General features: G+C 70.8%; 20 protein-coding genes and 1 riboswitch. Of the genes, 9 read left to right on the top strand and 11 right to left on the bottom strand.

Annotated features, from left to right (window positions below; translation table 11 throughout):
• Window positions 1-47 precede the first annotated feature (47 nt).
• The 3 genes from CW359_RS05300 to CW359_RS05290 all read right to left on the bottom strand — a co-directional run bounded on the left by CW359_RS05300 (window position 48) and on the right by CW359_RS05290 (window position 3,945).
• The gene (locus CW359_RS05300; protein WP_105968580.1) at window positions 48-821 is read right to left on the bottom strand and encodes a M23 family metallopeptidase; all 774 of its coding nucleotides are present in this window, start codon (window positions 819-821) and stop codon (window positions 48-50) included.
• A 13-nt stretch (window positions 822-834) separates the two neighbouring features.
• Window positions 835-1,002: riboswitch (cyclic di-AMP (ydaO/yuaA leader) on the bottom strand.
• Window positions 1,003-1,216: 214 nt separating this feature from the next.
• Window positions 1,217-2,605, bottom strand: a complete 1,389-nt coding sequence (locus tag CW359_RS05295) for a M16 family metallopeptidase (protein ID WP_105968579.1) — start codon at window positions 2,603-2,605, stop codon at window positions 1,217-1,219.
• Window positions 2,602-3,945: a M16 family metallopeptidase gene (locus tag CW359_RS05290; protein ID WP_105968578.1), complete on the bottom strand. Its 1,344-nt coding sequence runs from the start codon at window positions 3,943-3,945 to the stop codon at window positions 2,602-2,604. The genes CW359_RS05295 and CW359_RS05290 overlap by 4 nt, the downstream gene beginning before the upstream one ends.
• Before the next feature lie 284 nt (window positions 3,946-4,229).
• Between CW359_RS05290 and CW359_RS05285 the strand changes: the two genes are divergently transcribed.
• A complete protein-coding gene (locus tag CW359_RS05285) occupies window positions 4,230-6,686 on the top strand; it encodes a DNA gyrase/topoisomerase IV subunit A (protein ID WP_105968577.1) in 2,457 nt (818 codons plus the stop codon).
• Between the two features lie 16 nt (window positions 6,687-6,702).
• Here the strand turns inward: CW359_RS05285 and CW359_RS05280 are convergent, their stop codons facing one another.
• On the bottom strand, window positions 6,703-7,785 hold the full coding sequence (locus CW359_RS05280; RefSeq protein WP_105968576.1) for a CobW family GTP-binding protein: 1,083 nt from the start codon (window positions 7,783-7,785) through the stop codon (window positions 6,703-6,705).
• Between the two features lie 255 nt (window positions 7,786-8,040).
• Between CW359_RS05280 and CW359_RS05275 the strand changes: the two genes are divergently transcribed.
• Window positions 8,041-8,589, top strand: coding sequence for a DUF6082 family protein (locus CW359_RS05275; RefSeq protein WP_105968575.1), 549 nt, complete (start codon window positions 8,041-8,043; stop codon window positions 8,587-8,589).
• A 129-nt stretch (window positions 8,590-8,718) separates the two neighbouring features.
• The gene (locus CW359_RS05270) at window positions 8,719-8,955 is read left to right on the top strand and encodes a hypothetical protein (RefSeq protein ID WP_105968574.1); all 237 of its coding nucleotides are present in this window, start codon (window positions 8,719-8,721) and stop codon (window positions 8,953-8,955) included.
• Window positions 8,956-9,134: 179 nt separating this feature from the next.
• Here the strand turns inward: CW359_RS05270 and CW359_RS05265 are convergent, their stop codons facing one another.
• On the bottom strand, window positions 9,135-10,310 hold the full coding sequence (locus CW359_RS05265; RefSeq protein ID WP_105968573.1) for a citrate synthase/methylcitrate synthase: 1,176 nt from the start codon (window positions 10,308-10,310) through the stop codon (window positions 9,135-9,137).
• A 98-nt stretch (window positions 10,311-10,408) separates the two neighbouring features.
• Between CW359_RS05265 and CW359_RS05260 the strand changes: the two genes are divergently transcribed.
• The 5 genes from CW359_RS05260 (at window position 10,409) to CW359_RS05240 (ending at window position 15,970) form a co-directional block, all read left to right on the top strand.
• Window positions 10,409-11,674 carry a citrate synthase family protein gene (locus CW359_RS05260; protein ID WP_105968572.1) on the top strand — a complete coding sequence of 422 codons (1,266 nt, stop codon included), beginning with the start codon at window positions 10,409-10,411 and terminating at the stop codon, window positions 11,672-11,674.
• A 74-nt stretch (window positions 11,675-11,748) separates the two neighbouring features.
• Window positions 11,749-12,690: a sucrase ferredoxin gene (locus CW359_RS05255; protein ID WP_105968571.1), complete on the top strand. Its 942-nt coding sequence runs from the start codon at window positions 11,749-11,751 to the stop codon at window positions 12,688-12,690.
• A gap of 62 nt (window positions 12,691-12,752) precedes the next feature.
• Window positions 12,753-14,495, top strand: coding sequence for an ATP-binding protein (locus CW359_RS05250; RefSeq protein ID WP_232838234.1), 1,743 nt, complete (start codon window positions 12,753-12,755; stop codon window positions 14,493-14,495).
• Window positions 14,492-15,172, top strand: a complete 681-nt coding sequence (locus CW359_RS05245) for a response regulator (RefSeq protein WP_105968570.1) — start codon at window positions 14,492-14,494, stop codon at window positions 15,170-15,172. Before CW359_RS05250 ends, CW359_RS05245 begins: the two co-directional genes overlap by 4 nt.
• A gap of 99 nt (window positions 15,173-15,271) precedes the next feature.
• Window positions 15,272-15,970 (top strand): response regulator, encoded by a 699-nt coding sequence (locus CW359_RS05240; RefSeq protein WP_105968569.1) that lies wholly within the window; start codon window positions 15,272-15,274, stop codon window positions 15,968-15,970.
• Between the two features lie 84 nt (window positions 15,971-16,054).
• Here the strand turns inward: CW359_RS05240 and CW359_RS05235 are convergent, their stop codons facing one another.
• The 3 genes from CW359_RS05235 to CW359_RS05225 all read right to left on the bottom strand — a co-directional run bounded on the left by CW359_RS05235 (window position 16,055) and on the right by CW359_RS05225 (window position 20,466).
• A complete protein-coding gene (locus CW359_RS05235; RefSeq protein ID WP_105968568.1) occupies window positions 16,055-17,647 on the bottom strand; it encodes a solute symporter family protein in 1,593 nt (530 codons plus the stop codon).
• Window positions 17,644-18,207 carry a DUF485 domain-containing protein gene (locus tag CW359_RS05230; RefSeq protein WP_105968567.1) on the bottom strand — a complete coding sequence of 188 codons (564 nt, stop codon included), beginning with the start codon at window positions 18,205-18,207 and terminating at the stop codon, window positions 17,644-17,646. Before CW359_RS05230 ends, CW359_RS05235 begins: the two co-directional genes overlap by 4 nt.
• A 138-nt stretch (window positions 18,208-18,345) precedes the next feature.
• Entirely contained in the window at window positions 18,346-20,466 is a 2,121-nt protein-coding gene (locus CW359_RS05225; RefSeq protein ID WP_105968566.1) for a DNA gyrase/topoisomerase IV subunit B, read from the bottom strand.
• Between the two features lie 452 nt (window positions 20,467-20,918).
• Between CW359_RS05225 and CW359_RS05220 the strand changes: the two genes are divergently transcribed.
• A complete protein-coding gene (locus tag CW359_RS05220) occupies window positions 20,919-21,149 on the top strand; it encodes a DUF7455 domain-containing protein (RefSeq protein ID WP_105968565.1) in 231 nt (76 codons plus the stop codon).
• Window positions 21,150-21,316: 167 nt separating this feature from the next.
• On the opposite strand, the gene CW359_RS05215 is transcribed toward CW359_RS05220, so the two are convergent.
• From CW359_RS05215 to CW359_RS05205, 3 genes are all read right to left on the bottom strand, one after another.
• On the bottom strand, window positions 21,317-22,183 hold the full coding sequence (locus CW359_RS05215) for a serine protease (RefSeq protein WP_105968564.1): 867 nt from the start codon (window positions 22,181-22,183) through the stop codon (window positions 21,317-21,319).
• A 234-nt stretch (window positions 22,184-22,417) separates the two neighbouring features.
• On the bottom strand, window positions 22,418-23,953 hold the full coding sequence (locus CW359_RS05210) for an RNA polymerase sigma factor (RefSeq protein ID WP_105968882.1): 1,536 nt from the start codon (window positions 23,951-23,953) through the stop codon (window positions 22,418-22,420).
• 509 nt (window positions 23,954-24,462) lie between these two features.
• Entirely contained in the window at window positions 24,463-25,350 is an 888-nt protein-coding gene (locus CW359_RS05205; RefSeq protein ID WP_198655096.1) for a FadR/GntR family transcriptional regulator, read from the bottom strand.
• Window positions 25,351-25,352: the final 2 nt, after the last annotated feature.

Genomic DNA, 25,352 nt, shown 5'->3' with positions numbered 1-25,352 from the left:
GCCCCGGCTCGGGGAGCCGGGGCCACGACAAGTGGTGCGCTGGGTCGTCAGACGTTGGCGCCGTGCGAGCGGAGGTAGGCGACGGGATCGATGTCCGAGCCGTACTCCGGGGTCATGCGGGCCTCGAAGTGGAGGTGCGCCCCGGTGACGTTGCCGGTGGCGCCGGAGAGGCCTATCTGCTGGCCCGGGGTGACCGTCTGGCCGACGGACACGTTGATCGACGACAGATGACCGTACTGGGTGTATGTACCATCGTTCATCTTGATCACGATGTTGTTGCCGTAGGAGCCGCCCCAGCCGGCCTCGACGACGGTGCCGGAGCCCACCGCGTGGACGCTGGTGCCGGACGCGGCGTGGAAGTCGACGCCGGTGTGGCTGCCGGAGGACCAGACGGCGCCGCCCGCCTTGTAGCCCGTGGAGATGTACGAGCCGGAGATCGGGGCAACGAAGGTGTTGAGGCGCTTGCGCTCGGCCTCGCGGGCGGCCCGGGCCTCGGCCTCGCGCGCCTCCTTGACCCGCTCCTCCGCCTCCTTCTGCGCGGCGGCCCGGGCCCGCTGCTCGGCGGCGGCCTTCTCGGCGGCCTGCTCCTGGGCGGCGGCCTGGGCGTCGATCTGCTCGGCGAGCGACTCGCCGATGGAGATGACGGGGGTGAGGCCGGTCTGCTCGACGGCGGACTCCTCGGCGAGCGCCGGGGCGGCGAGGGTGCCGACTACGCCGGTGGTCGCGAGGGCCGCGACACCTGCCGCGCGGACGGTCGTACGGGTGACGAGACTGGGGCGGCGGGGACGACGGTGCTTCCCGGTGGCGCGGGTGAACGCCATGTAGTGGCTGGTCCTTTCCTTCCTTCTCGCCTACCGGGTTAGCTGACGGGTTCGGAGCAGGAAGGTCTCCTACGGACCCCCTCGCGGCACGCGCGGGCGTCCGATTCACCCCAGGGACTGCACAGTGTGGGTCCCCGGCTCCCCAGGCTCGCGCCATGCGGGGACTCGGCGATGACTGTCCGGTGCCGCGGCTGCGGCGCACTGCATGACGGACAGCCGGACCGACGCTAAGCGGGAGATCTTTCAATCCACAAACCGATCACGGGTTTTGTAGCGCATGCCACAGGGCAGACGGTCAACCTCTCTATCAATATGGGCAACTTGCCCATCAATATGGACAAGAGGGGCCCGGTGACGCTTCCGTCACCGGGCCCCTGTCGTGCACGCGCGTGCCGTTACTCGGCGGATACGACGGTCACGTCACCGATACCGAGGGCCCGGACGGGCTCCTCGATCGTCGCCGCGTCGCCGACGAGGACCGTCACCAGGCGGTCCACCGGGAAGGCGTTCACGGCCGCGGCGGTGGCCTCCACGGTGCCCGTGGCGGCGAGCTGCCGGTAGAGCGTGGCCTGGTAGTCGTCGGGCAGGTGCTGCTCGACCTGGTCGGCCAGCGTGCTCGCGACGGCCGCCGCGGTCTCGTACTTGAGCGGGGCGACGCCCACCAGGTTCTGCACCGCGACATCGCGCTCGGCGTCGGTGAGCCCCTCTGCGGCGAGGGTGCGCAGCACCTTCCAGAGGTCCTCCAGGGCGGGACCGGTGTTCGGCGTGTCGAAGGAGCCGCTGATGGCGAGCAGCGAGATGCCCGAGCCGTCCGGAGCGGAGCGCAGGACCTGGCCGAACGCCCGCACACCGTAGGTGTAGCCCTTCTCCTCGCGCAGGACGCGGTCCAGGCGGGAGGTGAGGGTGCCGCCGAGGCAGTACGTGCCGAGGACCTGGGCGGCCCAGACACGGTCGTGCCGGTCGGCGCCGACGCGGCCGATGAGCAACTGGGTCTGCACGGCGCCCGGGCGGTCCACGATGACGACCCGGCCGGTGTCGTCGGCGCCCACCGGCGGCACGGGACGCGGCTCGGCGGTCGAGCCGGTCCACTCCCCCAGGGTGTCGCCGAGCAGCGCGTCCAGGTCGACGTCGGTGAGGTCGCCGACGACCACCGCGGTGGCCGTGGCGGGGCGGACGTGCCTCTCGTAGAAGGCGCGTACGGCCGCCGAGTCGATCTTCGCGACCGTCTCCTCGGTGCCCTGGCGCGGCCGGGAGATGCGCGAGGTCTCCGGGAACAGCTCCTTGTAGAGCTGCTTGGCGGAGCGGCGGGCCGGGTTGGCCGTCTCGTGCGGGATCTCGTCGAGGCGGTTGCGCACCAGCCGCTCGATCTCGCTGTCCGCGAACGCGGGCGCCCTGAGGGCGTCGGCCAGCAGACCGAGCCCCTTGGGAAGCCGCGAGACGGGGACTTCGAGGCTGAGGCGTACGCCGGGGTGGTCGGCGTGTGCGTCGAGGGTGGCGCCGCTGCGCTCCAGCTCGGCGGCGAACTCCTCGGCGGAGTGCTTGTCGGTGCCCTCGGAGAAGGCGCGGGCCATGATCGTGGCGACGCCGTCGAGACCGGCCGGCTCTGCGTCCAGCGGCGCGTCGACGAGCACCTCCACGGCGACGATCTGCTGGCCGGGGCGGTGGCAGCGCAGGACGGTCAGGCCGTTGCCGAGCGTGCCGCGGCCGGGGGCCGGGAAGGCCCAGGGCCTGGCCTCGCCCGCCTGGGGCTGGGGGTGGAACTCCATCGTGGCCAGCTCGGTCACTTGGCCGCCTCCTCGTCGGTGTCGCTGTCGGTGGCGTTGTCGGCGGTCAGGGGCTCGTAGACGAGCACCGCGCGGTTGTCGGGGCGCAGCCGCTCCTTGGCGGCCTGCTGGACCTCCTCGGCGGTCACCTCAAGGACGCGCTGGACGGCGGTCAGCGCGAGCTGCGGGTCGCCGAACAGGACGGCGAAGCGGCACAGTTCGTCGGCGCGGCCCGCGACCGTGCCGAGGCGGTCCAGCCACTCGCGCTCCAACTGGGCCTGGGCGCGCTCCATCTCCTCGGCCGTGGGGCCCTCGGCGGCGAACCGCGCGAGTTCCTCGTCGACGGCGGCCTCGATGACCGGCACCTCGACGTCCGCGGAGGTCTTCACGTCCAGCCAGCCCAGGGAGGGCGCTCCGGCCAGCCGCAGCAGACCGAAGCCGGCCGCGACCGCCGTACGGTCGCGCCGTACGAGCCGGTTGTAGAGGCGGGAGGACTCGCCGCCGCCGAGGACGGTGAGCGCCAGGTCGGCCGCGTCGCACGCGCGCGTGCCGTCCTCCGGGAGGCGGTAGGCAGCCATCAACGCGCGCGCGGGGACCTCTTCGACGACGACCTCGCGCAGCTGCTCGCCGATGACGTCGGGCAGGGCGCCGGAGCGCGGCTCGGGCTTGCCGTCGTGGCCCGCGATGGAGCCGAAGTACTTCTCGACCCAGGCGAGGGTCTCCTCGGGGTCGATGTCCCCGACGACGGACAGGACGGCGTTGTTGGGCGCGTAGTACGTCCGGAAGAACGCGCGGGCGTCCTCCAGGGTCGCCGCGTCCAGGTCGGCCATCGAGCCGATCGGCGTGTGGTGGTAGGGGTGGCCCTCCGGGTAGGCGAGGGCGGTGAGCTTCTCGAACGCCGTCCCGTAGGGGACGTTGTCGTAGCGCTGGCGGCGCTCGTTCTTGACGACGTCCCGCTGGTTCTCCATGGACTCGTCGTCGAGGGCCGCGAGCAGCGAGCCCATGCGGTCGGCCTCCAGCCAGAGGGCCAGCTCCAACTGGTGGGTGGGCATGGTCTCGAAGTAGTTGGTGCGCTCGAAGCTCGTGGTGCCGTTGAGCGAGCCGCCCGCGCCCTGGACCAGTTCGAAGTGGCCGTTGCCCTTCACCTGGCCCGAACCCTGGAACATCAGGTGCTCGAAGAGGTGAGCCAGACCCGTACGGCCCTTGACCTCGTGGCGTGACCCGACGTCGTACCAGAGGCACACCGCCGCGACCGGGGTCAGGTGGTCCTCGGAGAGCACCACGCGCAGCCCGTTGGCGAGGCGGTGCTCTGTCGCTGTCAGGCCGCCGGAGCCTGCCTCGGCTGTGGCCGTGTGACCCATGGGCATGTACGTCCCTTCGATCGCGGATGCGGTTGATGCAACCGCTGTTTTCCTGCCGGTCCTGCCACTGTATGCAAGCGTGCGGAGTGCTGGCGAAGTTCCCGGCGCGGGTACGCCGTCAGCGAGATTCCGCGGCGCCGGGGCGGTACGTTTCAGCATCGTCGTCGAGCGTCGAACACCGCCGCAGGCACGGGCCTTGGTCCGCGTTGTCAGTGCGGCAGTCCACAATGGTCGGCGTCAGATGCCGTTCACGTCTCAGCAAGAAACAGAAGGAGCCGGCAGCGATGGCCCGCCGCAGCACGAAGACCCCGCCGCCCGATGACTTCGAGGAGCGGATCCTCGACATCGACGTCGTCGACGAGATGCAGGGCTCCTTCCTCGAGTACGCGTACTCGGTCATCTACTCCCGGGCCCTGCCCGACGCCCGTGACGGCCTCAAGCCCGTGCACCGTCGCATCGTCTACCAGATGAACGAGATGGGCCTGCGCCCCGACCGCGGCTATGTGAAGTGCGCCCGCGTCGTCGGCGAGGTCATGGGTAAGCTCCACCCCCACGGCGACTCGTCGATCTACGACGCCCTGGTGCGGCTCGCCCAGCCCTTCTCCATGCGCGTGCCGCTGGTCGACGGCCACGGCAACTTCGGTTCGCTGGGCAACGACGACCCGCCGGCCGCGATGCGGTACACCGAGGCCCGGATGGCCGACGCGACGTCCCTGATGACGGAGTCGATCGAAGAGGACACGGTCGACTTCGCGCCCAACTACGACGGCCAGGAGCAGGAACCGGTGGCGCTGCCCGCCGCCTTCCCGAACCTGCTGGTCAACGGCGCTTCGGGCATCGCCGTCGGTATGGCCACCAACATGCCGCCGCACAACCTCGGCGAGGTCATCTCGGCCGCCCGCCACCTGATCCGCTATCCGAACGCGGACCTCGACACCCTGATGCGGCACGTCCCGGGCCCCGACCTGCCCACCGGCGGCCGGATCGTCGGCCTCGCCGGCATCAGGGACGCGTACGAGACGGGCCGCGGCACGTTCAAGATCCGCGCCACGGTGTCGGTGGAGAACGTGACGCCGCGCCGGATGGGCCTGATCGTCACCGAACTGCCCTTCACCGTCGGCCCGGAGAAGGTGATCGCCAAGATCAAGGACCTGGTCGGCGCGAAGAAGCTCCAGGGCATCGCCGACGTCAAGGACCTCACCGACCGCAACCACGGTCTGCGGCTGGTCGTCGAGATCAAGAACGGCTTCGTGCCGGAGGCGGTCCTGGAGCAGCTCTACAAGCTGACGCCGATGGAGGAGTCCTTCGGCATCAACAACGTGGCGCTGGTTGACGGCCAGCCCCTCACGCTCGGCCTCAAGGAACTTCTGGAGGTCTATCTCGACCACCGTTTCGAGGTCGTTCGCCGCCGCTCGGAGTTCCGCCGTGCCAAGCGCCTCGCCCGGCTGCACCTGGTCGAGGGCCTGCTCACCGCCCTGGTGGACATCGACGAGGTCATCCGGCTGATCCGCTCCAGCGACAACTCCTCGCAGGCGAAGGAGCGCCTGATGGAGCGCTTCGGCCTGTCCGAGATCCAGACGCAGTACATCCTGGACACCCCGCTGCGCCGCCTGACCCGCTTCGACCGCATCGAGCTGGAGTCCGAGAAGGACCGGCTGGCCGCGGAGATCGCGGAGCTGACCCGGATCCTGGAGTCGGACGCGGAGCTGCGCAAGCTGGTCTCCACCGAACTGGCCGCGGTGGCCAAGAAGTTCGGCACCGACCGGCGTACGGTCCTGCTTGAGTCGGCAGGTGCCACGGCCACCGCCGCGGTCCCGCTCCAGGTGGCCGACGACCCGTGCCGGGTGCTGCTGTCCTCGACGGACCTGCTGGCCCGTACGGCGAACGGCGAGCCGTTCCCGGAGGACGAGGACGGCAGGCGTACGAAGCACGACCTGATCGTCTCCGCGGTCCCGGCGACCGCGCGGGGCGAGGTGGGCGCGGTGACGTCGGCCGGCCGCCTGCTGCGCATCAACGTCATCGACCTCCCGCAGCTCCCCGACACGATGGCGGCGCCCAACCTCTCGGGCGGCGCCCCCCTGTCGGAGTTCCTGTCCCTGGAGGACGGCGAGACGGTGGTCTGTCTGACGACGCTCGACGAGTCGTCCCCGGGTCTCGCGCTCGGCACCGAACAGGGCGTCGTCAAGCGCGTGGTCCCCGACTACCCGTCCAACAAGGAGGAGTTGGAGGTCATCACGCTCAAGGACGGCGACCGGATCGTCGGCGCCGTGGAGCTGCGCACCGGCGAGGAGGACCTGGTCTTCATCACGGACGACGCCCAACTGCTGCGTTTCCAGGCCTCCCACGTCCGTCCGCAGGGCCGCCCGGCGGGCGGTATGGCGGGCATCAAGCTCACCGAGGGCGCCAAGGTGATCTCGTTCACGGCGGTGGACCCGGCGGTGGACGCGGTCGTCTTCACGGTCGCGGGTTCGCGCGGCACGCTGGACGACTCCGTGCAGACGACGGCGAAGCTGACCCCGTTCGACCAGTATCCGCGCAAGGGCCGCGCGACCGGCGGTGTCCGCTGCCAGCGGTTCCTGAAGGGCGAGGACTGTCTGTCCGTGGCCTGGGCGGGCCCCACGCCCGCGCGTGCCTCCCAGAAGAACGGCACCCCGGCGGAACTCCCGGAGATGGACCCGCGCCGCGACGGCTCGGGCGTGTCGCTGCCGAAGACGGTGGGCGTGGTGACGGGCCCGCTGTAGCCGGACCCGGTGCGGGTCAGCCGGGTTCGCCGGAGTACTCCGGGTCCGGGTCCGGTTCCTGTACGTACCTCAGGACGCCCCACATGCCGCGCTCGTCGGCGTGTGGGGCGTCGTCCACGCAGGCCTCCAGCTCCTTGCCGAGGGCGGGCAGTCCGACGCCGGACCCGATGAGGACGAGCCTGCTGAGCCGTTCCTCGCCGTCGGCCCAGGGCTCGGGATAGAACCGCAGGAACCGTCCGACGGCGTGCACGGCGTACCGGTTGCCCGGGTCGTGCGGCCCGAAGTCGACGTACCCCTTGATGCGGTAGAGCCCTTCGGGCCGGCTGTCGAGGAACTCCATGAGCCGACGCGGATCGAGGGGAGCGGAGGAGCTGAAGGAGAGGCTGTCGTAGGCGGCGTGCAGATGCCCGGAGTGGTCGCCCTCCTCCCCTTCGTGGCTGTGCAGGTCGTCGAAGGACAGCTGCCCGATACGTTCCTCGGTGGGCCGGCAGTCGAAGAGGAACTCGGGGTCCACGCGCGCGTAGTCGGCGGGGACGACTGCGGCTCGGTCGACGAGTCCGCGGACGATCCCGAGCACCCGCTCACCCCCGTCGCCGGTACGCCCGACCTTGTTGACGACGACGAGATCGGCGAGGGCGAGATGCCGGTCGATCTCGGGATGCCTCACGCGCGTGTCGTCGAACTCGACGGCGTCGACGACCTCGACGAGCCCTCCGTACACGATCCGGGGGTTCTCGCTGGCGAGCACCATACGGACGAGTTCCTGCGGCTCGGCGAGTCCGCTGGCCTCGATGACGACGACGTCGATCCGGGCCGAGGGTTGAGTGAGTCGATCAAGATAGACATCGAGTTCACTGGCATCAACAGCGCAGCACAGACAGCCGTTCCCCAGGGAGACGGTGGAGTCCCCAAGGGCCCCCGCGACAGCCATGGCGTCAATCTCGATGGCCCCGAAGTCGTTGACGACGGCCCCGATACGGCTGCCGCCGCTGCGGTGCAGAAGGTGGTTGAGGAGGGTGGTCTTGCCGGAGCCGAGGAAGCCGGCAAGGACGATGACGGGGATCTGCCGAAGGCTCGGACCCGGACCCGGCTGGCTCACAACAACGACCTCTCTCACGTCTCACGCCGACGCGCACACGGCCCACGGCCACGCGCGCGTACGAGGAACGAATGCCGCCCCAGGATACGAGCCGGAGGAATCTCCGCCGAGCGAACGATTGCCCGGTACCGGTGCGGGGCACACGTCGGACATGGCGCCGGAGCGTGCGACCCTCGCTTCCTTCCGTGCGCCTCCTCCACGCCTCCCCCGCCGGTCACGGCTGCTCGGCACTCTGGAGGAGATTCGGGGGTTGCCATGATCAAAGGGAAGCGTTCGGCGGGTAGGCCGGGCTCCGCCGCGCTCACTCTCCTCCTCGCCGCCTCGGTGACACTGGCCGCGCGACAGCGGCGTCTGACGGCGGAGCGACTGCGCCTGCGGCGCCTGGAGGCCGAGGAACTCGCCGCCCGCCGCAGGGCGCTGGCCCATCAGCAGCGCATGCACTGGGAGTTGCTGTCCAGGGCGATCGACAATCCGTCCCTGGCCGCCGTGATCGACACGTACGACCCGAACATCCCGGCGGAGAAGCGGCGGCAGTACTTCTACGCCAACGCCTGGTACATCAACCTCTACCACCTGCATCGCGCGGGCATCATCGACCAGGAGGAGTTCTACGGGCACGCGCGCGAGCTGTTCCAGAACCAGCTGATGCGTGAGTACTGGGATGCCTCGAAGGGGCAGCGCGCGACCCTCAAGCACTCGTCCGACGAGGCCCGGCTGGGGCGGTTGGTCGACAGCCTCATCAAGGATCTCGACGAGGCCGACTCGGAGGAGTGGTGGGTGGTGGGCAACCCCCCTCCCTCTTGATCCAGTACACCTCGGGGCGGCGCCGGTCAACGCATCGACACGACTGTCGTGACATTGCCTGTGCGGCCGGGAAATCCCAGTAACGTGCTGCCGACCAACCGCCCACCCCCTTCGTAAGGATCGGTAGCTTTGAAGATCGTGCGCCGCATCGGTGTGCCGCCCAGTGCCCGTGGCAGTGCCTCGGGAGCCAACTGTCCGGACGTGTTCGAACTCAGTGACGGCAATTTCGCCGTCATCGGCACCGAGGCCACCGACGCGCTGGACCACGAGCTGCCCGCCGACGCCGCTCGGGCCGACTACGAACGCATCGTCGTCGTGAGCCGGGAGACCTTGATCCGCGCCAAGGCGGACATCCCCGACGCCTGACGTCACCGCACGGGTACGCGTCCACCCCAGACGCGTCCGTCATCCGCCCGGCCTCACCGCACCGTTGAGCGCCCAGGGCACCTAGACGACGAGCAGTGCGGCACCCCGTCCCTGTTCGATCGAGCCCGACGAGGCCTGGCGTCAGAACGGCACCAGGCCTCATGTGTGCCGGGACGCCGTCAGACCGGCAGCGGCACCGCCACCGGCGGCACAGGACCCACATACCGCGCCGCCGGGCGAATGATCTTCGAGTCCTCCGCCTGCTCCAGGATGTTGGCGCTCCAGCCCACCACCCGCGCCGCCGCGAACGTCGGCGTGAACATCTCACGCGGCAGCCCGCACAGCTCCATGACGACGCCCGCGTAGAACTCGACGTTCGTGTGCAGCTCACGGCCCGGCTTCAGTTCGGCCAGGATCGCCTCCACCCGCCGCTCGACCTCGACCGCCAGGTCGACCAGCGCGCCGCCGAACTGCTCGGCGATGCCCCGGAGCATGCGGGAACGGGGATCCTCCGTGCGGTAGACCGGGTGCCCGAAGCCCATGATGCGGTCACCGGCGAGGACGCGTTCACGGATCCAGGCGTCGATGCGGTCGGCCGTGCCGATCGCGTCCAGGGTGTCCAGCGCCCGGCTCGGGGCGCCGCCGTGCAGCGGGCCCGACAGGGCTCCCACCGCGCCCACCAGAGAGGCGGCGACATCCGCGCCAGTCGAGGCGATGACCCGCGCCGTGAATGTTGACGCATTGAATCCGTGATCAATGGTTGAGATCAAGTATTGCTCGATCGCCCTGGCATGCAGCGGGTCCGGCTCCGATCCCGTCAACATGTACAAGTAGTTGGCCGCATAGGGGAGATCATCCCGAGGCGCCACCGGATCAAGACCCCGGCCCAGTCGATGCAGTGCCGTCAACACGGTCGGTACGGCGGCCGAGGCGGCCAGGGCGTCCGCGCGCCGCTGCTCCGCGCCGATGTCGTACACCGGCCGGAAGCCCTTCGCCGCCCCGAGCAGCGACAGCGCCGTGCGCATCCCGGCCAGCGGTCCGGACCGGCCGCTCGCCGCCGCGATCGCGGGCAGCGCCGCCCGCACCTCGTCGGGCAGCCGCCGCAGCGCCGCCGTCCGCGCGGTGAACGCGGCCAGACGGTTCACGTCCGGCAGGTCGCCGTGGACCAGGAGGTGCCAGACGTCCTCGAAGCCGCGGGTCCGCGCGAGTTCGACGGCGGAGTACTGGCGGTAGTGGTAAAAGCCCTCGCGCCCTCTGACGTCACCAATTCGGGTGTCGGTGACGACGACTCCGGCGAGCCCTCGCGGTACGTCGACGGCGGTGGGCGCCGCCGCATCGGCCTGGTTGATCGGCATGATTCCTCCCTGAACTTGATTCGACTGTCCATGATTGATGGAAACGGTGTCAATATTGATTGAATCAATGTTCAGTCCACACGGATACGGTGGCTCCCATGCGCGATCAAGAACCCGCCCCCGACCACCCGGACCGCCCCGGCCGACGCCTGAGCACCAAGGAGACCGCCGAACTCCTCGGTGTGAAGTCCGAGACCGTGTACGCGTATGTGAGCCGCGGTCAGCTCACCAGCCGACGCGATCCCGGTGGCCGCGGCAGCACCTTCGACGCCAAGGAGGTGGAGGCGCTCGCCCGCCGCAACAGGCGCGAGAGCGCCGGGAGTTCGGGCTCCGCCGGCGAGCTGTCGGTCCGGACCCGGCTCACCCTCATCGACAAGGACCGGTACTACTACCGGGGCGTCGACGCCGCCGAACTCGCGGCCCGCCACTCGTACGAAGAGGTCGCGGAGTGGCTGTGGACCGGCACCCTGCGCCCCGGAGCCACCTTCACCGCGCCGAAGGCCTCCGTCGCCGCCGCCCGGCGCTGCGTCAACGGACTGCCGGAGCACAGTGATCCGGTCGACCGGCTCCGGGTCGCCGCGATCGGTGCGGCAGCCGCCGACCCGCTCCGCTTCGACCTCTCCGAGGACACCGTCCTGGGCACCGCCCGCACCCTCATCCCCACCCTGGTCGCCGCCCTGCCGACGCTCTCGCCCGGCCACCGCGACGAGGGCCCGCTGGCCCACCGCCTCTGGCCCCGGCTCGCGTTCCGGGTCCCCGACGAGGCGTCACTGCGCGTTCTGGACACGGCACTCGGCCTCCTCGTCGACCACGACCTGGCCGCCTCGACCCTCGCCGTACGCGTCGCCGCGTCCGCCCGCGCACACCCCTACGCAGCCGTCTCGGCCGGCCTCGGCGTCCTCGAAGGCCCCCTGCACGGCGCCGCCAGCGGTCTCGCGCACAGGATGCTCGTCGACGTGCTCGAAGAGGGCGACGCGGCCCCCGTGGTCGCGGACGAGCTGCGCGCGGGCCGCCGCGTCCCCGGACTCGGCCACCGCCTCTACCCCGGCGAGGACCCACGCGCGCGTGCCCTCTTCGCCCTCCTGGAGGAGATGCCCCAGGCCGCGCCCGCCCTCGCGGCGGCCCGCGACGTCGTCACGACAACCGCCCGCCACACCCCGCTGCACGCCAATGTGGACCTCGCCCTGGCCGTGTTCACCGTCGCCAGCGGCATGGGCGCGTCGGCGGGCGAGACGATCTTCGCGGTGGCCCGTACGGCGGGCTGGATCGCCCACGCCCTGGAGGAGTACGGCGAGCGCCCCCTGCGGATGCGCCCGTCCGGAACCTATGTCGGCGAGCGCCCGCCGCAGCCCCTCCCGGAGTAGTCCGGCCACGCCGGAACCACCCGTTCCGCGTGGCCGGAAGTCATCCCGCCCCAAGTCAGGTTAGGCTCACCTCTGTGAGTAGGTGCGCGACCGTCTCCCGGGACCTCGACGAGCCCATCGCGGGAACCGCGGCGACCGCGAGGACATGGCTGCTGCTGGAGCAGTCCGGCCCCTGGGGTGCCCAGGCGCTCACGATGAGCCACCTGGACCCCGCACTCGGCCGCGCCCTGGAGCGGGCCGCCGAGGGCACCGGCGTACGGATCGCCCTGATCCGCCGCCCCGGCCGCCACGCCGACTTCGGCACCCCCGCCCTGCGGCAGGTGTACCTCGCCCACACCACGCCCGGGAACGCCTGGCTGCACGGCGCCACCACCCGCGCCCCCGAGCAGCTGCTCGACCTCGATCTCGAAGCGCTCGGCAAGGGCGACCCGCGGAGCTTCGACGCCGTGTTCCAGGGGCGGCCCCACACCGGCGACCCTCTCGCGCTCGTCTGCACCAACGGCAAGCGCGACCGCTGCTGCGCGCTGCTCGGCCGCCCCCTCGCCGCCGAACTCGCCGCCTCCGGGGTCGAGGGCGCCTGGGAGGTCACGCACCTCGGCGGCCACCGCTTCTCGCCGACGCTGCTCGTCCTGCCGTACGGCTACGCCTACGGCCGTGCCCAGGCCCCGCTCGTCAAGGAGATCCTCCAGGGCGTGCGCGAAGGCCGGGTCGTCGTGGAGGCCTGCCGTGGCGGCTCGGCCTGGGAGCGCCCCGGGCAGGCGGCCGAGCTGGCCGTCCGCACGGCGGTGCGCGAGGACGCGGCGGACACGCTGAGCGTCGTACGGACGGACGGCGCGGCGCCGCACTGGGAGGTGACCGTCGCCCACCGGGACGGGCGTCGGTGGAGTGTCCAGGTGACCCAGAGCGCCTCGGCACCGCCCCGCGCGGAGAGCTGCGGATCGGCGCTGGGCTCACCGGCGCGCATGGACGTGGTGGCGGTGTGCGAACTGGCGTCCACCACCCCGTACACATATTGATCAAGGGATCCACGTCACACCCCACTACGGCACGGACCGCCCGTCCCCGTACCGTCATGGGTATGAGCCCCACTCCCCGCGTACGCCGCCTGCGCCTCGGTCTGCCGAGGCGGATGTTCTCGCAGGTGCTGCTGATGCAGGTGGCCATCGCCGCGGGAGTCGCGGTGCTCGCGACCGGGCTGTTCCTCGCGCCGCTCAGCGACCAGCTGGACGACCAGGCGATGCGCAGGGCGCTGGCGATCGCGCAGACCACCGCCGCTCAGCAGCGGCTCGCCGAGGACCTGCAGGGAAGCACACCGTCGGCCGACGGCCCGGTGCAGGCCGAGGCGGAGCGGATCCGGAAGGCCAGCGGAGCCGAGTACGTCGTGGTGATGGACATGCGGGGCGTGCGCTGGTCGCACACGGATCCGAAGGAGATCGGCAAGGTCGTCTCCACCGACCCCCGTCAGGCCCTGGCGGGCAAGGAGGTCATGGAGATCGACAGCGGCACCCTGGGCCGCTCGGCCCGCGGCAAGGTGCCGCTGCGCGACGCCGAGGGCAGGATCGTCGGGGCGGTCTCGGTCGGCATCGAGTACGACAGCGTGCGCGCCCGGCTGATCCACGCGATCCCGGGGCTGCTGGCCTACGCGGGCGGCGCGATGGCCGTCGGCGCCCTGGCCGCCTGGCTGATCTCCCGGCGGGTGCAGCGGCAGACCCGGGACCTGGCCTTCTCGGACATCGCGGCGCTCCTCGCGGAACGCGAGGCCGTCCTGCACGGCATCCGCGAAGGCGTGGTCGCCCTGGACCGCGCGGGCCGCGTCCGGCTCCTCAACGACGAGGCGCAGCGCCTGCTGGGCATCGGCGAGGAGGCCGTCGGCCGCTCCCTGGACGAGGCGCTCGGCGCCGGACGTACGACCGATGTGCTGGCCGGGCGGGTGACCGGCACCGATCTGCTCACCGTGCGCGGCCAGCGGGTCCTGGTCGCCAACCGGATGCCCACCGACGACGGGGGCGCCGTCGCCACCCTGCGCGACCGTACCGAGCTGGAGCAGCTCGGCCGCGAGCTGGACTCCACGCACGGCCTGCTGGACGCCCTGCGCGCCCAGGACCACGAACACGCCAACCGCATGCACACGCTCCTTGGGCTGCTCGAACTGGAGATGTACGAGGACGCCGTGGAGTTCGTCGGTGAGGTGGTCGGCGACCATCGCGCCACCGCGGAGCAGATCGCCGAGAAGATCCGCGATCCGCTGCTCGCCGCGTTGCTGGTCGGCAAGGCCACCGTGGCGGCCGAGCGAGGGGTCGCCCTGTGGGTCTCGGACCGGACGCTGCTCCCGGACCGGCTGATCGATCCGCGGGGACTGGTGACGGTCGTCGGCAACCTGGTCGACAACGCGCTGGACGCCGTCGCAGGTGCTCCCCACGCGCGCGTGGAGGTCGAGTTGCGCGCGGAGGGCCGTACCGCGGTCCTCAGGGTGCGCGACACGGGGCCCGGGATCCCGCTGGAACAGCGCGAGTTGATCTTCACGGAGGGGTGGTCCACGAAGAAGCCCCCGGCACACGGCAAGCGCGGAATCGGGCTCCCCCTGGTGCGCAGGCTCGCGGAACGGCAGGGTGGCAGCGCGCGCGTGGCCGACGCCGAGGGCGGGGGCGCGGAGTTCACGATCGTCCTGCCCGAGGCCCTCGCCGAGCCGGATCCGGAGCGGACGCCGGACTCCACGCACGGGCACACGCGCGTGCCGGACTCCGGACGCCCCCTGGAGCCCGCCGCCGGCCCGACCGCGACCGCGCCCGCCCCCGTCGCCGCCGAGGAGGAGTCGAGATGATCGAGGTCCTGGTCGTGGACGACGACATCCGGGTGGCGCACGTGAACGCCGCCTATGTGGAGAAGGTGCCCGGCTTCCATGTCGCGGGCGAGGCGCACAGCGCGGCCGAGGCACTGCGGCAGCTTGAGTCGCTGCCGCACCTCGACCTCGTCCTCATGGACCACTACCTGCCCGACGACACGGGCCTGTCGGTCGTCCAGGAGATGCGCCGGCGCGGCCACGCGACCGACGTGATCATGGTGACGGCGGCCCGGGACGTGTCGACCGTGCAGGCGGCGATGCGGCAGGGGGCGCTGCAGTACCTGGTCAAGCCGTTCGCCTTCGCGGGGCTGCGCTCCAAGCTGGAGGCGTACGCGGAGCTGCGCCGCACCCTCGACGGCGGCGGCGAGGCCGAACAGGCCGAGGTGGACCGGATCTTCGGTGCCCTCTCCTCCGGCCCCGAGCCCGAACTGCCCAAAGGGCACTCCCCCACCACCGCGGAACTGGTCCGCCGAGCCCTGGTGAACGCCGAGGGGCCCCTGTCGGCCCACGAGATCGCCGAACGGACAGGGGTGAGCCGCCAGACCGCCCAGCGCTATCTGAAGCTCCTGGAGCGCACGGGACGGGCCAGGCTGACCCTCAAGTACGGCGACGCGGGCCGCCCCGAACACCGCTACGTGTGGGCGACCCGCCCCTGAGGTACGAGCGGGCCGACAGCGGAGGACCGAAGATGTGGCGCATGCCACAACATCCGCCTTCTGGGCGCAAACCGTCACCCTGCTTGCAAGAGTGGTCCGATGATTGACGTCCTCGTGGTGGACGACGACTTCCGTGTCGCGGAGATCAACGCCAAGTACGTGGAGAAGGTCCCCGGATTCCGGGTCGCCGCCCGTGCCCACACCGCTGCGCAGGCATTGACCGCCGTGCAGCGCGGCACCATCGACCTGGTCCTGCTCGACCACTGCCTGCCCGACGGGACGGGGCTCGAACTCGTCCACCGGATGCGGGAACAGGGCCACTGCACCGATGTCATCATGATCACGGCAGCGAGCGACGTGGTGACCATCCAGACCGCGATGCGCCTGGGCGCCCTGCACTACCTGGTCAAGCCGTTCACCTTCACGGCACTGCGCACCCGCCTGGACTCCTACGCCGACCTGCGCCGCACCGTCGACCACGTCGGCGACCGCGACCACACCTGCCAGGAACAGGTCGACCAGATCTTCGGCGCCCTGCGCACCCCGCCCGTCCCCGCCTCACCCGGCCCCGGCCTGCCGAGCGGCCACTCGGAGCCGACCACGGACCTCATCTGCGGCGTCCTCCACCGCGCGGGCCACGCCCTCTCGGCCCACGAGGTGGCCGCCGAGACAGGCCTGAGCCGCTCGACGGCCCAGCGCTACCTCCGCCACCTGGAACAGGCGGGCCGCCTCCGCCTCTCCCTCAAGTACGGCGACACGGGCCGCCCCGAACACCGGTACGCCTGGGTGGCTCCCTGAGCCGACGACCGGCCGCCCCTCCCCCGTCGTACGACCGTGAAGTCACACCAAGACGAAGTCGTACGAGGGTGAAATCGCCGCCCGCTAGACAGCCCCCGCCCCCGTGAGGGACCGCACCTCGGTCTCCGCGTGCTTGGCCTCGTCCGGCTTCTCCGCGGAGGTGACCGTGCCGAGCCAGCCCGCGAGGAAGCCCAGCGGGATCGAGACGAGCCCCGGGTTCTGCAGCGGGAAGTACTGGAAGTCGACGCCGGGGAACAGGGATTCGGGGCTGCCCGACACCACCGGTGACAGCAGCACGAGGACGACCGACGGAATCAGCCCCCCGTACACCGACCACACCGCGCCCCTGGTCGTGAAGCCGCCCCAGAACAGCGAGTAGAGCAGCACCGGCAGGTTCGCGGACGCCGCGACGGCGAAGGCGAGGCCGACCAGGAAGGCGACGTTCAGGTCGCGGGCCAGCAGGCCGAGGGCGATGGCCACGACGCCGATGCCGACGGCGGCGGTACGGGCCACGGCCACCTCGCTGCGCGGCTTGGCGCGCGGGCGGCGCAGCGACGCGTACAGGTCGTGGGCGACGGACGCCGAGGAGGCGAGCGTGATGCCGGCGACCACCGCGAGGATCGTCGCGAACGCGATGGCGGCGACGATCGCGAACAGAACCGTTCCACCCGTGGAGCCCGCGCCGCCGCCCAGGTCGAGGGCCAGCAGCGGCACCGCCGTGTTCCCGGCGGCGTTGGACCCGCGGACCGCCTCCGGTCCGACGATCGCCGCCGCGCCGAAGCCGAGGACGATGGTCATCAGGTAGAAGCCGCCGATGAGCCCGATCGACCAGACGACCGAACGGCGCGCGGCCCGGGCGGTCGGCACGGTGTAGAAGCGCGACAGGATGTGCGGCAGCCCGGCGGTGCCCAGGACGAGGGCGAGTCCCAGGCTCATGAAGTCGAACCGCGAGGTCCAGTCGCCGCCGTACCGCAGTCCGGGGGCGAGGAAGGCGTCGCCGTGGCCGCTGCGCTCGGCCGCCGTGCGCAGCAGCTGGTCGAAGTCGCCGTGGAACCGCACCAGCACCAGCACGGTGAGCGTGATGGCCCCGCCCATGAGCAGGACCGCCTTGACGATCTGGATCCAGGTGGTGGCCCGCATCCCTCCCAACGACACATAGATCACCATGAGCGCGCCGACCGCGATCACCGTCCAGGACTGCGCCGCCTCGCTCGTCCCGCCCAGCAGCAGCGCGACCAGGCTGCCCGCCCCGACCATTTGCGCCACCAAATACAGAACGGACACGGTGACCGAGGAAGTTCCCGCCGCGATCCGCACCGGCCGCTCCCGCATCCGGGCCGCGACGACGTCGGCCAGGGTGAACCGTCCGCAGTTGCGCACCAGTTCGGCGACCAGGAACAGCACGACGAGCCAGGCGACCAGGAAGCCCACCGAGTACAGCAGTCCGTCGTAGCCGAAGAGGGCGATGAGGCCGGAGATGCCGAGGAAGGAGGCTGCCGACATGTAGTCGCCCGCGATGGCAAAACCATTCTCCATCGGGGAGAAGAGCCGCCCGCCCGCGTAGAACTCCTCCGCGGAGCCCTGCCGGTGCCTGCTCACCCAGGTGGTGATGCCCAGGGTGACGGCGACGAACGCGCTGAACAGGACCAGCGCCAGCACCTGATGATTGCCCGTCACGACCCGCCGCCCCTCAGACCCCGCGTCAGTTCCTGGGTGTCCCAGCGCAGATCGAGCGCGGCCCGGTCCCTGCGCAGCCGTGCGTGGCGCGCGTACGCCCAGGTGAACAGGAACGTCGTCAGGAACTGGCCGAGCCCCGCGAGCATCGCCACGTTCACCGCGCCCACCACGGGCCTGGCCATGAATCCCGGTGCCGTGGTCGCGGTCACCACGTAGGCCACGTACCAGGAGAAGAAGACGGCGACGCCGGGGACCACGAACCGCCGGTATCGGCCGCGTACCTCCTGGAAGGCCGCGCTGCGCTGCACCTCCAGATAGACGTCGGCCGCGCCGCCGCCCCGGCTCTCCTGCCGGCGCGCGGGCGGGACGACGGCAGCGGGCGCACCCGTGCCGTCCAGCTCGCCCCAGCCGGAGGCGAGCGCGTCGTACCAGGGGTCCTCGAACGGCGTGTCCCCGCTCACCCCCGCGTGGGTGGGGACGACGTCACGACCTTTGCCGGACTCGGCCGAACTCTCAGGGCCGCCCACGTGTCCGCGCGGACGACCGGTGCTTGACTGCATGCCCAAGGATGGACAGAACGGGAAGACCCCCGACTCTTCTTCTCCATGGGCTTCACCCCATTAGGTGATTCATCCCGTGGGACGGGTTCGCGGTGGGCCGGGTGTACACCCCTGAGGTGTACGCCCGGCCCACCCCGGTCACGCGTCGATGCGGGACCTGTCCAGCGTCGCCGCCGAGCTGGAGATGAACTCCTTGCGGGGGGCCACGTCGTTGCCCATCAGCAGGTCGAAGACCTGCTCGGCGGAGTCCAGGTCGGACAGGTTGATCCGGCGCAGGGTGCGATGACGGGGATCCATCGTGGTCTCGGCCAGCTGGTCGGCGTCCATCTCGCCGAGGCCCTTGTAGCGCTGGATCGAGTCCTTGTGACGGACGCCCTTGCTCTGGAACTCCTGCAGCTTCTCGCGCAGCTCCCGGTCCGAGTACGTGTAGACGTACTTGTCCTGGCCCTTCTTCGGCTGGACGAGTTCGATGCGGTGCAACGGCGGCACCGCGGCGAACACCCGGCCGGCCTCGACCATGGGCCGCATGTAGCGGTGGAACAGGGTCAGCAGCAGGGTGCGGATGTGGGAGCCGTCGACGTCGGCGTCGGTCATCATGATGATCTTGCCGTAGCGGGCCGCGTCGATGTCGAACGTACGGCCGGAACCGGACCCTATGACCTGGATGATCGCGCCGCACTCGGCGTTCTTCAGCATGTCGGTGACCGACGACTTCTGGACATTGAGGATCTTGCCCCGGATCGGCAGCAGAGCCTGGAACTCGGAGTTCCGGGCGAGCTTGGCCGTGCCGAGCGCGGAGTCGCCCTCCACGATGAACAGCTCGCTGCGCTCGACGTCGTCACTGCGGCAGTCGGCGAGCTTCGCGGGCAGCGAGGAGGACTCCAGGGCCGTCTTCCGGCGCTGCGCGTCCTTGTGCTGCCGGGCCGCGATCCTCGTACGGGCAGCGGCGACCGCCTTCTCCATGACGACACGGGCCTGCGCGGCGGCGTCCCGCTTGGTGGTGGTCAGGAAGTCCTTCAGCTCCTTGGACACCACGTTCGTCACGATCCGGCGGGCCGCCGAGGTGCCGAGCACCTCCTTGGTCTGGCCCTCGAACTGCGGCTCGGCGAGCCGCACGGTGACCACCGCGGTGAGCCCCTCCAGGGCGTCGTCCTTGACGATGTCGTCCTCGGCGACGCGCAGCAGCTTCTTGGTGCGCAGCACCTCGTTCATCGTCTTCGCGACAGCCTGTTCGAAGCCCGCGACATGGGTGCCGCCCTTGGGGGTGGCGATGATGTTCACGAACGACTTGAGGTTCGCGTCGTACCCCGTGCCCCAGCGCAGCGCCACGTCGACACCCAGCTCGCGGGTGACCTCCGTGGGCGTCATCTGGCCATGGTCGTCCAGGACCGGGACCGTCTCCTTGAAGGTGCCCTGGCCGGAGAAGCGGAGGACGTCGCAGACCGGCTTGTCAGAGGCCAGGTACTCGCAGAACTCGCTGATCCCGCCGTCGAAGCGGAACGACTCCTCGCCCTTGCTGCCGCCCTCGCCGAGCCCGAACTCGTCCCGGACGACGATGGTGAGGCCCGGCACCAGGAACGCCGTCTGGCGGGCGCGCTGGTGGAGGTTGTCCAGGGAGAGCTTGGCGTCCTTGAGGAAGATCTGCCGGTCTGCCCAGTAGCGCACGCGCGTGCCCGTACGGGTCTTCGGGATCCGCTTCGTCTTGCGCAGGCCCCCCGGCTCGAACTCGGCGTCGGGGCCGACCGTGGCGAAGGAGCCGGGCACGCCGCGCCGGAAGCTGATCGCGTGGGTGCTGCCCACGCGGTCGACCTCGACGTCGAGCCGGGCCGAGAGCGCGTTCACCACGGACGCGCCCACGCCGTGCAGACCGCCGGAGGCGGCGTACGAGCCGCCGCCGAACTTGCCGCCGGCGTGCAGCTTGGTCATGACGACCTCGACACCGGAGAGGCCGGTCTTGGGCTCGACGTCCACGGGGATGCCCCGGCCGTTGTCCCGCACCTCGACGGAGCCGTCGTCGTGCAGGATGACGTCGATGTGGTCGCAGTAGCCCCCGAGGGCCTCATCCACGGAGTTGTCGATGATCTCCCAGAGGCAGTGCATCAGGCCGCGGCTGTCCGTCGACCCGATGTACATGCCTGGGCGCTTGCGCACGGCTTCGAGTCCCTCAAGGACGAGCAGGTGCCGCGCGGTGTAGTTGGAACCGTCCCGGTCTGCTCCTGCCAGCAGCGCAGTGGACGGCACGGACGTATCGGCGGTCACGCGGTTCGCTCCTCGCTGAATTTCAATTGGTGCCCTGGTGGGTAAGGGCCCGGCTTCGGTCGCCGCTCAGAGGGTACCGAGGCCTGGTAGAGCCGATGTAACGCCACCCTCGTCATGAACTCACACTATTCCAAGGTCGCATGCTTGTTCGATCCCTCGATTGAGTGAAGTACATATCACGTTCCCTTCGAGGCATGAACCATTTAGGCTCCGGGCACGTCCTCATGAACAACCGGCAACCCAGCCGGGAGGACGTACACCCCTACAGACGACAGACAGCGCGAACCCGTACAGACACGAAGACACGCAATACGGCACATTCGCCGCCAACCGGCAGCAGACAGCCGTCTCGAAAAGATTTTTTTCGAGGAAGAGCCGCGAGCGGGAACGTTTTCGGCCTGGTTGGATGTTGACCCTGGTACGACAGCTCGTCGAGCTAGAGAAGAGGCGACGTGACTACTGTTCTGACCCCCGCGAGCCCGCTGACGGCCGCTGATCGCTGCGACCGCTGCGGCGCCCAGGCATACCTTCGCGTTGTCTTGGCGAGCGGCGGAGAACTGCTCTTCTGCGCCCACCACGGCCGCAAGTTCGAGCCGGAACTCAAGAAGATCGCCGCTGAGATACAGGACGAGACGGAGCGGCTGACTACCGTTCCGGCCAGCTCCACCGAAGAAGAACGCTGATACCGCGCGTCGACGACGAGCCAGTGCCGGCACAGGCCGGTTGAGGCGGGCGGCCACTCCTCCACCCAGGAGTGGCCGCCCGCTTCTGACAAGCTCACTCACGCGCCCTCAGGCGGTCGGTCGGGGTTCGGGTCCCGAAGACCCCTCAGACCGCCGCACACGGGGCCTCAGGCACCGCCGCCGACCGTGGTGGCGGTGTCCCACCCCATCGTCCGTACGACGTCCGAGACCCGCGTGTAGACACCCGGGCTGCCCGGCCGTCCACAGCCGCTCCCCCAGGACACGAGCCCGACCAGCCGTCCCTGGGCGACCAGCGGCCCTCCGCTGTCCCCCTGACAGGCATCCGGCCCCCCTGCCGCCTCACCGGCGCACAGCATGCTGTCGGCCCGGTACTTCCCGTCGGCGCTGCCGGGATAGGCCCGCTCGCAGAGCGCGTCGGCCAGCACGTGCACGCGTGCGGCCCGCAGGCTGCGCGCGTAGTCGGCGCCGCCCGTGATGTCGCCCCAGCCGTAGACCGTGGCGCTCGTACCGGCCTGGTAGGCCGGGTCACCGGCCGCCGCCATCCCGATGACCGAGGTCCGCGGAAGGGCCTCGGCGAGGGTGAGCACCGCGAAGTCCCCCGCGTTGGTGCTCTTGTCGTAGCCCGGGTTGACCCAGGTGTCGCGTACGGCGATCTCCTTGCCCTGGGCCGACGTCAGTTCCGTACGCCCGGTGATGACCTTCAGGTCCTGAACGCGGTCGGGCGGTGCCCCGAGGACGTCCGCGCCCATGCAGTGGGCCGCGGTCAGCACGGTGGTCGGGCCGACGGCCACGCCGCCGCAGAACTGGCCGGCGCGGGTACCCCCGAACCGGTCACGGCTGGACAGGGCCACCGTCCAGGGGCCCTCGGACACGTCGACCGGGAATCCGCCCACGACGACGCCGTCGGCGGCGACCGGGGCTGCGGACGCCGGCGGTATCACGGCCGCCGAGGCCGCCAGGACCAGCGACCCGGTCAGCGCCCGGGACAGGGCCCGGACAAAGGGACGACGCATGCGCGCTCCTCACTCAGGGATGATCACGAGAAACCCAGAGTGATCCAACCCGCCCCGCCCCGCACGCGCGGGCCACGAAAGAGGGACGCCGTCGGCTGGAGCACCGCGCCCGGCGCGCGCCGGGCCGCGCTCCCCGCACGCCGGTGCGCAGGCCCGCTCCCGCCCAGCACGAAGGCCCGGCCCCCGTCGAGGGAGGCCGGGCCTTCCGTGTCGTACGACTGCTGTCCGGTCGATCTAGTCGAGGTAGTCGCGGAGCACCTGGGAACGCGACGGGTGGCGCAGCTTCGACATGGTCTTGGACTCGATCTGGCGGATGCGCTCGCGGGTGACGCCGTACACCTTGCCGATCTCGTCGAGGGTCTTCGGCTGACCGTCGGTGAGACCGAAGCGCATCGAGACGACGCCCGCCTCACGCTCGGACAGGGTGTCGAGGACCGAGTGCAGCTGCTCCTGGAGGAGCGTGAAGCTGACCGCGTCGGCCGGGACGACCGCCTCGGAGTCCTCGATGAGGTCACCGAACTCGCTGTCGCCGTCCTCACCCAGGGGGGTGTGGAGGGAGATCGGCTCACGGCCGTACTTCTGGACCTCGATGACCTTCTCGGGGGTCATGTCGAGTTCCTTGGCCAGCTCCTCCGGGGTGGGCTCGCGGCCCAGGTCCTGGAGCATCTGGCGCTGCACGCGCGCGAGCTTGTTGATGACCTCGACCATGTGCACCGGGATACGGATGGTGCGGGCCTGGTCGGCCATGGCGCGGGTGATGGCCTGCCGGATCCACCAGGTGGCGTACGTGGAGAACTTGTAGCCCTTGGTGTAGTCGAACTTCTCGACCGCGCGGATCAGACCGAGGTTGCCCTCCTGGATGAGGTCCAGGAAGAGCATGCCGCGGCCGGTGTAGCGCTTGGCCAGGGAGACCACCAGGCGGAGGTTGGCCTCCAGGAGGTGGTTCTTGGCGCGGCGGCCGTCCTCGGCGATGATCTCCAGCTCGCGCTTGAGCTTCGGCGCGAGCTTGTCGGCGTTGGCCAGCTTGTCCTCGGCGAACAGACCGGCCTCGATGCGCTTGGCGAGCTCGACCTCCTGCTCGGCGTTGAGCAGCGGGACCTTGCCGATCTGCTTGAGGTAGTCCTTGACCGGGTCGGCGGTGGCACCGGCGACGGCGACCTGCTGGGCCGGCGCGTCGTCCTCGTCGTCGTCGGAGAGGACGAAGCCCTTGCTCTCGCCGCCCTCCTCTTCCTCTTCGCCGGCCTTGACGTCTTCGAGGACCTCGTCCTCGATGGCCTCGGCGTCGTCCTTGCCGGCGGTCTTCTTGGCGACCGTCTTCTTCGCGACGGTCTTCTTCGCGACCGCCTTCTTGGCGGTCGTCGTCTTCTTGGCGGCGGCGGCCTTCTTCGCGGGCGCCTCGTCGTCGACAGAGGGCTCGGCGGTGGGGGCCGTCGGGGTGGCGGTGGCGGTGGCCTTCTTCGTGGTCACCGTCTTGGCCGCGACCGTCTTGGTGGCGGTGCGCTTGACCGGACTCTTCGCTGCGACGCTCTTTCGTGTGCGCTTCGGCTCCGCGGCACTGACCATCAGCGTCACACCCTCTTCCTCGAGGATCTGGTTGAGGCTGCGCAGTACGTTCTTCCACTGAGTGGCCGGAATCTGGTCAGCTTCGAAGGCCCGACGCACGTCGTCGCCGGCGATCTGCCCCTCAGCCTTTCCCCGCTCGATGAGCGCCATGACAGAGACGGACTCGGCGATCTCCGGCGGGAGCGTACGGGATGTGCTGGCCGACACGAACAACCTCTCGGAACGTTGGAAAACGGCTTCCGGCCCCGTCCAGTACGGACAGGAGCCGACGACCGCCGACTGGGGATGGGCCGACGGCGCGGGCAAGGGCCGGGAGGATGCACAGCGCCTGAAACGGCGTCCGTATTCCCTCCGCGGCTGTCACCTCTTAGGTCATCGCGCTGCTCCCGCGAGCGTTACGCCCAATCTGCGTGGCCCGAGTCACACCCCGTAAGCGCTCAAAAGCGGTCAGATGCGGCTAGAGGTGGTCAGCCGTGGCGGCAACCAGGGCGTCCCGGCCGATCCGCGCCGCCCCGGCGGCCGTACGGACGGCCGTGACGAGTGCCTCAGGACCGGCCGCCGCCTCTTCGCCGCGCCGCCCGCGAGTGGCCCCGCTCCGCCGCCGGGCCCCGCCGGGCCCTCACGGGTTCCGACGGGGCCCGGCGGGGTGGTTCGCGGGCCGAGCGATGCCTCCGGAGGGCGACACGGCCCCCGATCGCACCGCCCTCGGCGCGCGGTCAGTGTTCGCGCGGGGCCGGGACCACGCGCTCGACCTCGGGGTGCACGACGAGGAGCTGCCGCATGGCCGCCTCCGCGCCCGCGGAGTCGCCCGCCGCGAGGGCGTCGGCCATCCGGGAGTGGTGCCCCAGGGACGCCTCGGTGGGCCGGTCACAGCCGGTGATCGGACCGCCGGACACCTGGAGGGCGGCGGACACGATCCCGGAGAGGTGCTCCAGCATGCGGTTGCCGGCGAGCTGGATGAGCAGCGAGTGGAACTCGGCGTCGGCACGCGAGAACGTCAGCGCGTCGCCCTGGCTCAGGGCGTGGCCCATGATCTCGACCATGTCCACGAGCCGCTGCTGGACGTCCTCCCGGCCGTGACCGGCGGCGAGGCGGGCGGCGAGCGGTTCGATCGTCCAGCGCAGCTCGCTCAGCTCACGGCGCTGGTCGTCGCGCTGCGGGCCGAAGGCACGCCATTCGATGATGTCGGGGTCGAGGAGGTTCCAGTCGGCGACGGGACGCACGCGCGTGCCCACGTTCGGCCGGGCGCTCACCAGGCCCTTGGCCTCCAGGACCCGGAGCGACTCGCGGACGACGGTGCGGGAGACCTCGAAACGCTGGCCGATCTCCTCGGGCACGAGGGGGCGGTCCGCGCCCAGGTCGCCGGAGACGATCATCTGGCCCAGCTGCTGGACGAGTTGACCGTGCAGCCCGCGACCGCGGCTGCCCGCGCTGCGGCGGCCGACGCGGCCCAGCTCCGGGTCCGCGGCGTCCCAGGAAGGAACTCCGACGCGGTCGGCACCAGGGGCCTCGGCGAAGGGGTAGCGGTCGAGTTCGCCCGGGCCGACGAGGCCGGAGTCTGCGGAGCGGGCGGCGGTCATCATGGTGTGCGCAAGGGTACTCACGG

This window comes from Streptomyces geranii, from assembly GCF_002954775.1.
GTDB lineage: Bacteria > Actinomycetota > Actinomycetes > Streptomycetales > Streptomycetaceae > Streptomyces > Streptomyces geranii.
The sequence above is the reverse complement of the archived record's forward strand: the minus strand, read 5'-3'. Positions and strand labels throughout refer to the sequence as shown.